This window comes from Brevundimonas sp. UBA5713, from assembly GCF_002419815.1.
In the GTDB taxonomy this organism is placed as follows: domain Bacteria; phylum Pseudomonadota; class Alphaproteobacteria; order Caulobacterales; family Caulobacteraceae; genus Brevundimonas.
The window spans coordinates 1-13,063 of the sequence record NZ_DIGV01000010.1; the positions used below are offsets into that span (position 1 = coordinate 1).

Consider the following 13,063-nt stretch of genomic DNA (forward strand, 5'->3'; position numbering starts at 1 on the left):
ACCGCCGCCGCTGCTGGCCAGCGAGGACAGAATTTGCGCCGTCGTCCAAAGGACCACGCCTGCGCCGTCTACCGCACCGGAAACGCGGCGACCACGGCCACCCGCAGCGGCACCGGCCACGGCACCCCCGACGGTCACCACGCTAAAGACCAGGAAGATGATGCCAATGATCAGAAGCCCGCCATCATCCTCCTGTGTCGCCACCATCTCTGCCGCGCGCGCTTGCGCTTCTTCGGGATCGAGCGTCAGTTGCGTGGCAATGGCATTCACACCGGCATCGATGCCGCGGAAATAATCGCCCTCGCGGAACGGAGGCAGGATGTCATTGCGGATGATGACCGAGGAATACGCATCGGTCATAACGCCTTCGAGGCCATAGCCGACCTCGATGCGGACCATGCGGTCGTTGGGGGCCACCAACAGCAGGATACCGTTGTTGGCTTCGCCCTGACCAATGCCCCAGTGACGGCCCAGCCGATAGCCGTAGTCGGCAATGTCGTAGCCACCCAGCGTCGGCAGGGTGACAACCACCAACTGGTCTGTCGTCTGGCCTTCCAGCGCCTGTAGCTTGGAGGTCAGCTGGGCTTCCTGCTCGGGGGTCAGAATTTCGGCATTGTCGACGACCCGACCGGTCAGCGGCGGAAAATCTGCGACATTCTGGGCCATGGCCGGAAGCGGCAGTGCCGTTCCCAACCACAGACCCAGAACAAACAGAAGGGCGACGGCCCTTTTCATCGATGTGTCGCCTTAACCGGCAGGTGCGGCAGCGGGAGCCGAGCCCGGCGCGACCGGAGCGGCATTACCGCCCGGTTGAGCAGCGGGGTTAAGGGCGTCGAAGTTCACGTTCGGTGCGTTTTGTGCATCGGCCGTAGCGGTGAACAGCTGCATTTCCTTGGAGCCCGAGTGCAGGGTCTTGGCCCAGATGATGCTCGGGAAGGTGCGCAGGGTGGTGTTATAGTCGCGAACGGCTTCGTTATAGTCGCGGCGGGCGATCTGGATGCGGTTTTCAGTGCCTTCCAGTTGCGACTGCAGCGTCAGGAAGTTCTGGTTCGACTGCAACTGCGGATAGGCCTCGACCGTCACCAACAGGCGCGACAGGGCGCTGCTCAGCTCGCCTTGGGCGGCCTGGAATTGTTGGAAGGACGCGGGATCGTCAGCGTTGACGTTGATGCTGGTGGCCTTGGCGCGGGCTTCGATGACCTGCGTCAGGGTGGTGCGTTCCTGAACGGCGGCACCTTGGACGGTGGCGACCAGATTCGGCACCAGATCGGCACGGCGCTGATACTGGCTCTGGACATCGGCCCAGGCGGCTTCGGCGCGTTCCTGCTTGGTCGGAATGGTGTTGTAGCCGCAGGCACCAACGGCCGGAGCCAGAGCGATCACTGCTGCAACGGTTGCCACGCGGGGGGAAATACCAGCCATTTAGCGTCCTCCTGTCGGTCACGATGACCGATGCTGAACATAGGATAGGGGGGCGAAGGGGCCTCTGCGCAAGAGGAAAGGCCCCATCGCCCTGTAAAAATACGCCTCGATGGACGTTTAGCGGGCCAGCAAGTCGTCTGGCTGGACGCCCGCGGTGCGACAGGCGGCGGTGTAGGTGTTCACCAGCAGGCAGGCAATGGTCATCGGGCCCACGCCGCCCGGAACCGGGGTGATGCGACCGGCGACCTTGGAGGCTTCCTCGAACGCGACGTCACCGACCACACGGGTCTTGCCTTCGGCGGCCTTGACCGGATCCTTGGACGGCACGCGGTTGATGCCGACATCGATGACAGTGGCCCCGTCCTTGATCCAGTCGCCCTTGATCATTTCCGGACGACCCACGGCGGCGACCAGAATGTCCGCGGTGCGGCAAAGGCCCGGCAGGTCCTTGGTGCGCGAATGGGCAACGGTGACGGTGCAGCTTTCGCCCAGCAGAAGCTGGGCCATCGGCTTGCCTACAATGTTGGAGCGACCCACGATCACGGCGTTCAGGCCCGACAGATCGCCCAGCTGGTCTTTCAGCAGCATCAAACAGCCCAGCGGCGTGCACGGCACCAAGCCGTCCTGACCCACGGCCAGACGGCCCGCATTCACCACGTGGAAGCCGTCCACGTCCTTGTCCGGCGAAATCGCGTCCAGCACGGCGTTGGCGTCGATGTGGGCGGGCAGGGGCAGCTGCACCAGAATGCCGTGGATGCCGGTATCGGCATTCAGCTCGGCGATCAGGGCCAGCAGTTCGTTCTGGGTTGTGGTGTCCGGCAGGCGGTGCGTGTCCGAACGCATACCGGCCTTAAGCGTGGTCTCGCCCTTGTTGCGGACATAGAGCTGGCTGGCAGGGTCTTCGCCCACGATGACCACGGCCAAACCGGGCTTCACGCCCGTTTTGGCTTCCAGCGAGGCGGAGGCTTCAGCCACGCGCTCGACCAGTTTGGCGGAAAACGCCTTGCCGTCGATGATCTGCGCAGGGTTGATTTCGGCGGTCATGTGGCAAAGGCTCCTGACGGTACGGAACAGATTTGGAATGGCGGCGATTTACAGTGACCGCGCATCCACGTCTATGATGTGCGACCACTTGAAGGGCGATCCATGAAAAACTCTCTGTTTCTGGCGTGCAGCCTTGCTGTGCTGTCTTTGGCGGCTTCGCCTTCATTGGCTCAGGAACAGGGAGGGCCGATCACGATCGGCAGGAGCGTTTCGGTGGCTGTGCCGGACGAGGGCGTTGATTACGTGCTGGAACTGCGCGTCGGCCAGAGAATCGAATCCGTAATGCGTTCCTCGGATATCGATTCCTATCAGGAGATCTATCTGGAGGGTGCCACCGACGATGCCTTGGCCAGCAACGACGATGGCTTTAGTGACAGTGTTGATTCCCGTCTGGTGTTCACACCCGGCGAGGCGGGACGCTACATCCTGCGCGTCGGTGCTCTAGGCTTTCAGGAATCCGGTCAGGCTACGCTGGAGGTGAACAACGCCCCCGCGCGTGAGGCTCGTGCCAACCGCATTGCCATTGGCCGCACTGTTAATGGCCGCCTCGGCTCGCGCAGTGCGGAAGATGATGAAGGCAACAGCTTTGACCTGTATCGCCTGCGACTGGATCGCGGGGATCGCGTCGCCATTCGCCTGAAATCCGATGACTTCGACCCCTATCTATCGGTCGGACAGAGCCGCAATGGTGTCTATCAGGAATTGGCCAGCAATGACGATGGCGAGGATCTGAACTCCTATCTGGTGTTCACGGCTCCCGAGAGCGGCGAGTTCGATATACGCGCCCGTTCTCTCGCGGGTAGTGCCGAAGGGCGTTATGCCGTCAGCGTCGAGAACGGACCGCCACGTCCGGTTTCTTTGCCGCTGGCAATCGGCGAGCCGGTTGCCGGTCGCATCGATGACAAGAGCCCGCAGAATATGAGCGGTGGCCGATCAGTCTACTACAGCCTGAATGTGCGGGCTGGAGAGAGCTACGAAGTCGCGCTGACCTCGGACGACTTTGACACCTACCTCGAGGTTTTTGATCCTCACGATAAAAGCATTGCTGCCGATGATGACAGCGGTGGTGACTTGAACTCGCGGCTGCAGCTACATCCCGAGGAAGACGCGGTCTACACCATCGAGGCGCGCCCCTTGTCGTCGGGTATCACTGGCGATTTCGAGATCAAGGTCGAGACCGTAGCGCCGCCGCCGCCGCCGTCTTCGCTGGCATTCAACACCAAGGTCGATGGTGAAATCACCGACGAGGATGCGTCAGCGGACAGTTACCGATACGACGCCTATACGGTGTCCTTGACCGAGGGGCAGCGAGTTCAGGTGGTCATGCGCTCGGCGGACTTTGATTCCTATCTGGAGATCGGACGGGATGCCAAACCTTTTGAAACCCTTGCCGAGGACGATGACGGTTTGGGGCAGGGGCTGAACGCGCGCCTGCTGTTCGAAGCCCCCGAAGCGGGCGACTATGTGATCCGTGCCCGTCCGTTTGGCGATGATCGCGGAGCCTATGATATCGAACTCAGCGATCGTGGACCTGATCCCAAACCGGGCAGCGTGCTGGTGGGAAGCACCGTCCGCTCCTCGCTTTCCGATCGAGACAACACGGCCGATGGCGGGGCGTTCTTTGACGACTACGTCTTCCAGGCCAAGGCCGACGAGAAGCTGCGCTTTATCATGGCAGCGCAAGGCTTTGATGCCTTGGTGAGGGTTGGCCAGATCCGCAACGGCGAGTTCCGCGAGCTGGCGTCTGACGACGACGGCCTTTCGGACACCCATGCGCGCCTGAACTGGACGGCCCCGCGCGAAGGCGAGTACGTGGTGCGGGCAACCAGCTTTGCTCCCAACTCGACAGGCGAATATATACTGACGGTCGAACGTCAGCCCTGATGCTGTAACCTAAGTGGTGTAAATGTCCGCGTCCCCGACAGTCTCTCGCAAGGATCAGCATCTGGACGTGGTGCTGTCGGGCCGCGGGCAGCATCTCACCACGACCGGCTTCGAGGACTGGCGATTTGTCCACGAAGCCTTGCCGGACGTGGATTACGACCGGATCGATCTGGGCGCTGACTTTCTCAATCGTCGCTTGAGAGCACCGTTTCTGATCAGTTCGATGACCGGTGGCCCCGCGCGGGCCGCCGATATCAACCTGCGACTGGCAGAGGCCGCCCAGCATCTGGGCATTGCTCTTGCCGTCGGATCGCAGCGGACCGCGCTGGAAGACGGCGGTGGCGCGGCGGGCCTGGATCGGTCGTTGCGCGACCGCGCGCCCGAAGTGCCTATTTTGGCCAACATCGGTGCGGCGCAACTGACGCGCGGCTTTGGTCGCGACGAGGTCAAGCGGCTGATCGATATGATCGATGCCGATGCGCTTATCGTGCACCTGAACCCCCTGCAGGAAGCCTGTCAGCCGGAAGGTGATCGCGATTGGTGGGGTGTCGCCTCCGCCCTGCACGCCTTGATCCGCGATCTGGATAGGCCGGTCATCGTCAAGGAAACCGGCGCAGGTATTTCGGCCAAGACGGCAGAGCGACTGGTCGCCATGGGCGCGCATGCCATCGACGTGGCAGGGGCAGGCGGTGCCAACTGGGCGCTTATCGAAGGCGAGCGCGCAGAGAGCCCGTTGGACAGGGCACACGCCGCGGCATTTGCTGACTGGGGTATTCCAACGGCCCGTGCAATTGCCGAGGTCCGCAATGCCCTGCCGGACGTGGTGGTGATCGGATCAGGCGGCATCCGCGACGGTGTGCAGGCTGCCAAGGCCATCAGGCTGGGGGCCGATATCGTGGGCGTGGCCTCCGGCGTGATCGAGGCGGCAACGCGGTCGACAGAGGACGTCGTTGCCTATTTCCAGCTGCTGGAGCGTCAGCTGCGCACCACTTGCTTCTGCGTCAACGCCAGCAATCTGGCGGCGCTCAAGCGTGTGCCGCTGATCCTGAACAGCTAGGCGTCAGGGCTGTTCTTCTTCGAAGAAACGCCCGTCATAATCGCTGTCCTTGCGCTTGTCCGGCTGGGGTTTGTGAGCCTCAAAGCCGTCATCGCTGCGATAGACGCGCTTTTCGACGGGCACGTCACCGGTTCCCGTCTCTGCCGCCCACGCACCGTTGTCCCAGGTCACGTAGTCGTCGGCGTCTTCGACGGGGGCGGCGCGCTGTAGGGTTTCCGCGTGGTCATAGGCATCGGTCAACTCGCCAACGGATAGTTTGCCGCTGGTTTCGGCCAGTTCCGGCTCTTTGGGGGCGACCACGTCGATGTGCAGGGCAGGGCCGTCAACGGTCTGGCCCGGTCGGCTGTCGGAGCAGCCTGCCAAGCCCAGAGCCGTCAGTATCAGTGCAGCCGAACCCCAAACAGAAGCCTTGTTGTACATCGTGACCTCTTACTCAAACCACGCGGACTTATATCCCCATTGCCGCGATGGCACCAAGGAAACCGCAAAGCCCGGCGATTAGCCATCCCCGACAAACGGGATCGGGCGGTTTGAGGCTTTGGTCAGGCGGTAAGAGCTTTCAATAGCGCGTCGCGCACCGCGCTTTCGGTAAAAGGCTTTTGAATCGTGGTGTTGCCCCGCCATTCCTCCGGCAGGCCCCCTTCGCCATAGCCGGTGGAAAAGACGAACGGCACGCCGCGATCTCTCAGTGTTTGGGCAATCGGAAAAACCAATTCGCCAGCAACATTCACGTCAAGAAGGGCTGCATCCATCTGGCCGCCGGTGGCCAGTTCAAGACCTTCCGTCACAGAGCCGGCCGGCCCGACGGTGGTGCACCCTAAATCTTCCAAGATTGTCTCCAACAGCATGGAGACAAGGGACTCATCCTCGACAATCAGAATGCGGCGATCCGCAAGGGTGTCAGTCATTCAAGCAACCTGAATTAGGCGGTGACACTGCGCGCGAGGAGTCCAAGTCAACACACCCACCCCCGCACAGCTTTCCAAGGGCCCCGAATAGGCCTCCGGCGCTACATACCGATATAGCAACGCCTGAAGATGACGTTGGTGCCGATATCGTGTCATTTTTTGTATGCGAACGTAAAATCTGCATACAGATCAAACTGTAAACAACAGTGGTATGACGCGTGGGGAGGGGAAGATGGTGGACGCGACAGGGATTGAACCTGTGACCCCCTCGGTGTGAACGGGTCTCCCTGCGGCTAAAACATTGAAATGTATAGGCCACACCGTGCCTTATTTTGCCATTTGACCGTGAACAGAACAAGAATATAGGGCCCTTCCGGTTCAATCGAACCAGAGAGCAACTAGGGTTTGGTTCACAATCTGTTCTTTTCGCGCTATGCCCCGCTCATGTGTGAGCCATTCGGACCAGACGTCAGGCTGTGTGATCTTCATCCGGGGGATCGGCTGGAACTGCATTGTCGGTGCGGCCAGAGGGTCGGGCCTGCGACTGCACACTGGCCGGACAGGACGAAGCGTGTGCCGCTGCGGACCTTGCAGCCGCGCTTGAAGTGCGACCGATGCGGAGCGCGCGGGCCAGCCATGACGGTTCGCGTCACAGGTCGGGGTGGTGAGCCGATTGTTCTGTGGGAGTTAGCGGGTCAGCGCATATTGCCGGGCCACTGACCCTACAGCCGCCTCTGCCATTGAAGAACGACGGTTTATCCTGAGAGGTTCCGATGATGCAGGTGGTATGAACTTGGGGCCAAGAAGACCGTCGACGTGCGCTTATGAACTCAAGCCTTAACGTCAGGCGCTAAGGCAATCGATCGCTTCGGTAAGCACAAATCAATTAGCGCACTAGCTTATCAATTAAGCTCCATAGGATCCTCAGACGTATTCGTTCCAAAACAACAATTATTTATCAGTCGGAACAAAGTTAGCTCTTTTTACCTTTCATTTTCAGGCTTTTTAGAGGTGTGACTATGAAATGGCTAATACCCACTATCGTGTCGTCCGGCTTGTTGCTTGCTGCCTGCGGTAACGACAATTCTTCAGACCGTGGCAGTGTCGAAGGACCAGTTGTTTCGCCGTCCGAAGCTCCACGTAATTCTGCCACCGGTGACGAAAATATCTCAACCCTAACGCCCGGGGCGAACTCCTTCACCGAAGCGCAAGCTAGGGCGGCGATCGAAGGCCAAGGATACACAGACATCGGACCGCTGACCCAAGGTGACGATGGAATTTGGTCCGCAACGGCGACGAAAAACGGAAACAGCACCACGGTATCTGTCGATTATAAGGGCGCTGTAGTTCCCAAATAACAGGCATTTATCACTTGCATTTCTCGAGGATTACCATGGAAACGATTACTCGACTTTTCGACCATCACACCAATGCACTCGCAGCCGTGTCGGCACTTGAAGCTGAAGGCTTCAGCGCCTCGGACATCAGCATAGTATCCAATAATGCTGACAACTGGCATGCAGGCCATCGACATCAAAACGATGCCGTTTTAGCGGATGATGATAACGAAGTTGCTGAAGGCGCCGGAAAAGGTGCCGTGACAGGCGGTGCTCTTGGTGCAGGTGCCGGTGTTCTCGCGGGTCTAGGCATGCTGGCTATTCCGGGACTTGGGCCGGTTGTTGCCGCAGGCTGGCTGGCATCAGCAGCCGTAGGTGCGGCAGTCGGGGCTGCGGCCGGCGGGGCGACTGGCGGACTGCTCGGTGCTCTTAAGGAAGCAGGTCACAGCGATGAGGACGCCCACATCTATGCAGAAGCTGTTCGACGTGGCGGCACGCTAGTCAGCGTAAAAGTCCCTGATCATAAGCGGGAACGTGCTGAAAGCATTCTCGCATCCCATAGCAGTTTCGAAGCCTCGACGCGCGGTGTTACCTACCGTGAGGAGGGATGGGAGCGATTTGACACGCAGTCAGCCCCTTACACATTAGAGCAGATCAACGCCGAGCGGGCGCGGTACCGCTAAGCTAAAAGGCCCTCGGAAACGGGGGCCTTTTCTTTACTTTGGGCCATTATTGCGTGTTGTTGTGGCCTTGCATCCATACGGGGTGCAGCTGCAAAATTTTGGCACCAGCTGGCTGAGCTCGGCGGATGTAGTCATTGCAACAATAATTTATGGAAACCGCGCTGACCAAGCCAGATGAGCCTAATGTGGTCGCACGAGATTGGGGGAGCAGCCGTATTGGCGGGTGCTGCTCCGGTCAGCCGCCTCTGCAGGTGATTAAATGAAAGCTGCTTCGAAAGGTTCCGGCTATGTGCAACCTATATGCCCAAAAGGCCGGGCCAGCGGCCATCATGAAGGCGGCGCAGGCCGCGCGTAACGCTGCCGGTAATCTGGAACCGGGTGACATCTATCCTGACTATGCCGCGCCGATCGTGCGGATGGAGGGAGACGAGCGCATCCTAACCACAGCCCGCTGGGGCATGCCGTCATCACGTAAAGCGATCCTCGACGCTGCCACGAAGCGAGCGGACAAGCTGCGGGCTAGGGGCAAAGAGGTCGATTTCGACGAACTGCTGAAGATGGAGCCGGACGGGGGGACCACAAATGTCCGCAACACTTCATCCCAGCACTGGAAGCGGTGGCTGACGCCAGAGCACCGGTGCCTTGTGCCTTTCACTGCATTCAGCGAGCCAGGCAGAACTGCTGATGGCAAATATCGTCCAGTGTGGTTTAAGCTCTCCCAAGACGAAGCAGATCCGCTAGCTTTCTTCGCGGGCATCCACCTGCAAGGCTGGGAAGGCGTACGCAAAATCAAGACCGGCTGGGAAACTGCCGACCTGTACGCATTCTTAACAACCGATCCTAGTGAGCCAGTGAAGTCTGTTCATCCAAAAGCCATGCCGGTGATTTTGACCGAACCGGACGATATTGAGATGTGGATGAATGGGCCGTGGGATTTGGCGAAAGTGCTACAGCGCCCCTTACCAAATGATGCCTTGGTCGAGATTTTGGTCTGAACGAGCTGCTGAAAGTCCATATTTCGATCGGCACTTCGACCACGGAACCTCTGTTATGCTTAACTGTTGCGGTTGGTTGGGAGGATTACCATGACAGGCCACTGGTTAGCCGACATCACGTCTCTCTGTGGTCAGATTGATCAGTTGGACCGTCTTATCTCCGCCACCGATCCTCAGAAGTCGGTTCATGGACGCAACCTGAAAGATCTTCTAAGATCGATGCGTGAGCGGCGGATCAAGGAAGTCGAATTGATTTTGCGATCTACCCACACCCCGAGTTGAATGTCATCAACGTGTAGCTGAAGCTATAGGACGTTCACACAAGTCAAAGAACGGGGCCGAGATCTTTGCTCGGCGTTGGTGGGGTGGGCATCGTTATGAGTTCGCGTGGTTCCCCTTCCCAATGTTCAAGTACTGGGACCTTACAAAACGCCGTTCCGCAACGGATTCGGATGCCGGGGCGGGCACCTAAGTCCACTCATACCCATATCGACGTGCCACCGACACAGTCGCGCGACGGTGTCCCAGCCGCGTTCGCCCCACATTTCTAGCGCGATCACATGGTCTATGAAGGCCTGTTCGCTTTCGATCCCCGCAGGGTCAGCGAGTGGCTTGGCTTCGAGCGTCAGATCGGCAATCGGCGGGTAGATCCGCGTCTCGGATGCCTTGGTCGCGCAGCCAGACGCAATACAGGCGGCGCTGAACAGGGCTAGAGGGAGCATCAGGCAACGTAGAGACCGCATCGGTTCGTTCCTTTTCGCGGTTGAGGTTGACTTGGATATCGAACAGCCGGTCTTCGCTGGCCTGCGTGTCGGCCTGACGCGCCTGTTCGAGCGTTTGCGAACGTTCTTCAGATGCGCGACGGACTTGGGCCGCTTCCCTTGCGTTCTGGCGAGCACAGGTGGCTAGCAGCACCAAGGTCAAAGCGATGATGGCGACGACGGCCCAGCCGAGAGTGCTGAGTGAACGGATCCAGCTCATAGGATCAGCGCCTTGGCTTTGGCTGTCTTGACCCTGCGATCTTCAAGCCCGTTGGTCCCGCCGTTGATAGCCCGGGTCAGGCCGAGAAGGTCGTCAGCATCCGCCTTGGCATTCAGGTTGCGCTCGGACCAATAGACACACCCGACAAGCAACCCAACTGAAGGACGGGACACCATGTCCGGGTGGCTTTCGAGGTCCATCCCGATCAGACGTCCGACGCGGCGGTAGTTCGCCCTACCAGTCAGTTGGATTGGTCCGCGGCCTTTGTATCTGCGACCGTCGCCGCTCTGGGTATTCCCGAGGTCTCTGCGGCCTTCATAGGCGGCACCGCTGGCGATCTCTTCCATGTATCGGAAGCCGCCGCTCTCATGCGCGCATTGCCCCATGAAATGGGCGAGCCTCAGCCCGCTGTTGAGGATGCCGTAGGTGCGGAAGTGCACGTTGGCGGCAAGGGCCAGTTCGGCGGCTATGGCCGGGCCTGCCCCCATTTTGGCGAACAAGGCCGTGAGCGTACCTCGTCCGATGATCCCATCAGCAGGCACGCCAAGGCGCTGCTGCAAACGACGAGCGTCGAGCATTTGTATGTCCTTGTTTTGTGTGAAAAAACGCGCTGAAGGCTTTCGCGCCCGTGACGCGTTTGCTATCAAGGCGGCGTTGCGAAGCTCGTCAGCGTCGCGATGCGAGGAGCAGCCTACCGCCTGCTCTGTGAGGCTATCCCATCCCCCCAGCCCGCATGGTCCTGCTTCAACTCGGGAAGCAGGACCCTCGCCGCTGATGATATTTCGTCTCAGGAATGCGGATATCGGGGATTTACAGAACGCTGAAAGACGAGCTATGGACAACCCGCCTCATATCTTGTGGCGTGCGAGGAGCTCTTACGAGAGCCGCTTGAGCGTATCTTTCAAGTCTAGTCCTGCGTTGATCTGGGGGATCGCCGCAGGACCTCGCCTCATACGCGAGGCGGTAATGCGCGAATACAAACCTAGCAACGTTCTGTTGGTCAGCGTAGCAACGCTGTTTGCCGCGGCGTTGGCCTATACGATCTACGATCTGAGGAGCGCGATAGTCCGGCTGTTTTTATAATTGCCCGCAACCACAAAGCTGTCCTTGCGTTAACTATTTACTGCGGGGGGCCATTAGGGAGAAACCGAAATGGCTGACTGGAAAGACCGCGTTGAAGGCAACTGGAACGAGTTTTCGGGCAAGGTCAAACAACAGTGGGGCAAGCTCACTGATGACGACCTGACCCAAATCAACGGCAATCGCCAAGAACTCGAAGGTCGCATTCAACAGCATTACGGGACCGACGCGCAGACGACGCGCCAACAGGTCGACGACTGGTATAAAACACAGTCCTGATGACAGAGAGGTCCGCTTCGGCGGGCCTTTTCTTGCCGAGGGCGCGGAGAGCGCTTATGGTCCTCATTACATGAGCACCTAAGTTGCATAATCTGGGGGAGCAGCATGCAGTCTAGATCTAGCGATGATCTCAAAAAGCTTGCGGCCTGCGGAGGAAGCATAGTTCTCTATGCCGATACCCGTCCCGTTGCCGAGCTAGTTAAAATTGCGCGAAACTTGGACCACGGGGCAAGCCTAACCCTTAACGGAATGACCTTGCGGCCAATTGAAGAATTATGTGAAGTCGCTTCCGCCGCCCCCGGAAGAGTAGTTTTCGTCGTCTGAGTTCCGAAGGCTGATGGTCACTGCCGACTCTCCGCACTCGTGTTTCGGCCAAAGTAGAAGCCGAGGATCAGCAGCATGCCGTCCTTGAACATCGACGCCACCAGCATCACGGCGTCGGCGTAACGCTCGGCCACCATGTCGCCCAGCCATGCGATCATGGGCAGGAACAGCAGGTTTCCAGCTAGAAAGCCCAGAGCGAGAATGGTCGTGGTGCGGGGCAGGTTGATGACCTTGGGCCACCAGCGGGGAGGGCGGCGGCTCATTCTTGGCCTCCGCGTCTGCGCTGGCGTGGCGGCGTCGCTGGTAACTCTACCGTCTTGCTGGCGCGGTCGGTGACGATGTTCGAGAGCGATCTTTGCAGGCCGCTCACGTCACGGCTGATGTGGCTGATGTCGCCTTGGGCGGTGTCCATTTGAACCGTCAGCTTGGTGACGGCATCGCGGATACCCTGCAACGCAGAGCCGTCACGCTCCAGAGTGGTGACGCGCTGGGACAACCGGCCCAGCATGAAGGCAAACACGGCCACCTGAACAAACAGGCCCGCGAACAGGCCAGCCATGGCGACCCAAACAGATGGCGTCATGTGCGCCTCCTAGTGATTTACAAAGGGTCAGCCAGCCTGATCTTCGGGCGGCGCGTCGTCTTCCGGCTCAGCTGCTGGCTCCGCATTCTCGTCCCAGAGGCGACGGACACGGTTGTGCAACGTCTCCATCACCCCTGCCGTGCTGGTCAGCAGGTTAGGCATCAGCGGATCGAGCGTGGTCATGCCCGCTACATTGCCCCGCAGCAGTTGGGTCAGCTGCTGGACCGTGAGATCAAGGGGCACGTCGGCCCCAATGCCTGCCTCGATAAGCGGCTGAAGCAGGGCACGATTGGCTTCTTTATCTGACATTGTCAGTCCTTGGGCTTTCGCTGATAGAAACGAAGGAGAGGTCATTTGCGGCCCACCGGTGCGTGTGGGCCGCGACAAGAGGGGCCTCCGAGAAGACCAGTACTGTGTCGCCCTGAAGCGCAGCATCTTCAGGCCAGCACTGGCCGGTGCGGAGGATGGTGCCGTCTGCTGGATCGA

Annotated in this window: 16 protein-coding genes; 6 read left to right on the plus strand and 10 right to left on the minus strand. The window is 59.6% G+C overall.

The annotated features are described in order from the left end of the window. The 3 genes from B3B04_RS01170 to folD form a co-directional block, all read right to left on the minus strand. Nucleotides 1-735, minus strand: a 735-nt coding sequence (locus B3B04_RS01170; protein WP_292038967.1) for a TPM domain-containing protein, incomplete at its 3' end; no start/stop codon positions are given. 12 nt (nt 736-747) lie between these two features. Beyond that, nucleotides 748-1,422, minus strand: coding sequence for a LemA family protein (locus B3B04_RS01175; RefSeq protein WP_292038970.1), 675 nt, complete (start codon nt 1,420-1,422; stop codon nt 748-750). Between the two features lie 117 nt (nt 1,423-1,539). Beyond that, a complete protein-coding gene (gene folD, locus B3B04_RS01180; protein ID WP_409516064.1) occupies nt 1,540-2,466 on the minus strand; it encodes a bifunctional methylenetetrahydrofolate dehydrogenase/methenyltetrahydrofolate cyclohydrolase FolD in 927 nt (308 codons plus the stop codon). 102 nt (nt 2,467-2,568) lie between these two features. Here folD and B3B04_RS01185 point away from each other — a divergent pair, with 102 nt between their 5' ends. Next, nucleotides 2,569-4,350: a PPC domain-containing protein gene (locus tag B3B04_RS01185; protein WP_292038973.1), complete on the plus strand. Its 1,782-nt coding sequence runs from the start codon at nt 2,569-2,571 to the stop codon at nt 4,348-4,350. 22 nt (nt 4,351-4,372) lie between these two features. Beyond that, entirely contained in the window at nt 4,373-5,407 is a 1,035-nt protein-coding gene (fni, locus tag B3B04_RS01190) for a type 2 isopentenyl-diphosphate Delta-isomerase (protein ID WP_292038976.1), read from the plus strand. A gap of 3 nt (nt 5,408-5,410) precedes the next feature. On the opposite strand, the gene B3B04_RS01195 is transcribed toward fni, so the two are convergent. Beyond that, on the minus strand, nt 5,411-5,827 hold the full coding sequence (locus B3B04_RS01195) for a hypothetical protein (RefSeq protein WP_292038978.1): 417 nt from the start codon (nt 5,825-5,827) through the stop codon (nt 5,411-5,413). Between the two features lie 122 nt (nt 5,828-5,949). Beyond that, nucleotides 5,950-6,315 (minus strand): response regulator, encoded by a 366-nt coding sequence (locus tag B3B04_RS01200; protein ID WP_292038979.1) that lies wholly within the window; start codon nt 6,313-6,315, stop codon nt 5,950-5,952. Between the two features lie 1,019 nt (nt 6,316-7,334). On the opposite strand from B3B04_RS01200, the gene B3B04_RS01205 reads away from it, so the two are divergent. The 3 genes from B3B04_RS01205 to B3B04_RS01215 all read left to right on the plus strand — a co-directional run bounded on the left by B3B04_RS01205 (nt 7,335) and on the right by B3B04_RS01215 (nt 9,330). After that, on the plus strand, nt 7,335-7,673 hold the full coding sequence (locus tag B3B04_RS01205; protein WP_292038981.1) for a hypothetical protein: 339 nt from the start codon (nt 7,335-7,337) through the stop codon (nt 7,671-7,673). 35 nt (nt 7,674-7,708) lie between these two features. After that, the gene (locus tag B3B04_RS01210; protein ID WP_292038984.1) at nt 7,709-8,335 is read left to right on the plus strand and encodes a hypothetical protein; all 627 of its coding nucleotides are present in this window, start codon (nt 7,709-7,711) and stop codon (nt 8,333-8,335) included. A 287-nt stretch (nt 8,336-8,622) separates the two neighbouring features. After that, nucleotides 8,623-9,330 (plus strand): SOS response-associated peptidase family protein, encoded by a 708-nt coding sequence (locus B3B04_RS01215; protein ID WP_292038987.1) that lies wholly within the window; start codon nt 8,623-8,625, stop codon nt 9,328-9,330. A gap of 600 nt (nt 9,331-9,930) precedes the next feature. On the opposite strand, the gene B3B04_RS01220 is transcribed toward B3B04_RS01215, so the two are convergent. Both B3B04_RS01220 and B3B04_RS01225 read right to left on the minus strand, forming a co-directional pair. Continuing rightward, the gene (locus B3B04_RS01220) at nt 9,931-10,311 is read right to left on the minus strand and encodes a hypothetical protein (RefSeq protein WP_292038990.1); all 381 of its coding nucleotides are present in this window, start codon (nt 10,309-10,311) and stop codon (nt 9,931-9,933) included. Next, nucleotides 10,308-10,889 carry a glycoside hydrolase family 19 protein gene (locus B3B04_RS01225; protein WP_292038994.1) on the minus strand — a complete coding sequence of 194 codons (582 nt, stop codon included), beginning with the start codon at nt 10,887-10,889 and terminating at the stop codon, nt 10,308-10,310. Before B3B04_RS01225 ends, B3B04_RS01220 begins: the two co-directional genes overlap by 4 nt. Nucleotides 10,890-11,463: 574 nt before the next feature. Between B3B04_RS01225 and B3B04_RS01230 the strand changes: the two genes are divergently transcribed. Further along, a complete protein-coding gene (locus B3B04_RS01230) occupies nt 11,464-11,670 on the plus strand; it encodes a CsbD family protein (protein ID WP_312128434.1) in 207 nt (68 codons plus the stop codon). Nucleotides 11,671-12,011: 341 nt separating this feature from the next. Here B3B04_RS01230 and B3B04_RS01235 read toward each other — a convergent pair whose 3' ends face one another. From B3B04_RS01235 to B3B04_RS01245, 3 genes are read right to left on the minus strand one after another with little or no spacing between them, the layout of a single operon-like run. Next, nucleotides 12,012-12,257 carry a hypothetical protein gene (locus B3B04_RS01235; RefSeq protein WP_292038998.1) on the minus strand — a complete coding sequence of 82 codons (246 nt, stop codon included), beginning with the start codon at nt 12,255-12,257 and terminating at the stop codon, nt 12,012-12,014. Next, the gene (locus B3B04_RS01240) at nt 12,254-12,577 is read right to left on the minus strand and encodes a hypothetical protein (protein ID WP_292039001.1); all 324 of its coding nucleotides are present in this window, start codon (nt 12,575-12,577) and stop codon (nt 12,254-12,256) included. The genes B3B04_RS01235 and B3B04_RS01240 overlap by 4 nt, the downstream gene beginning before the upstream one ends. Before the next feature lie 27 nt (nt 12,578-12,604). Further along, entirely contained in the window at nt 12,605-12,886 is a 282-nt protein-coding gene (locus B3B04_RS01245) for a hypothetical protein (protein ID WP_292039003.1), read from the minus strand. Between the last annotated feature and the right edge of the window lie 177 nt (nt 12,887-13,063).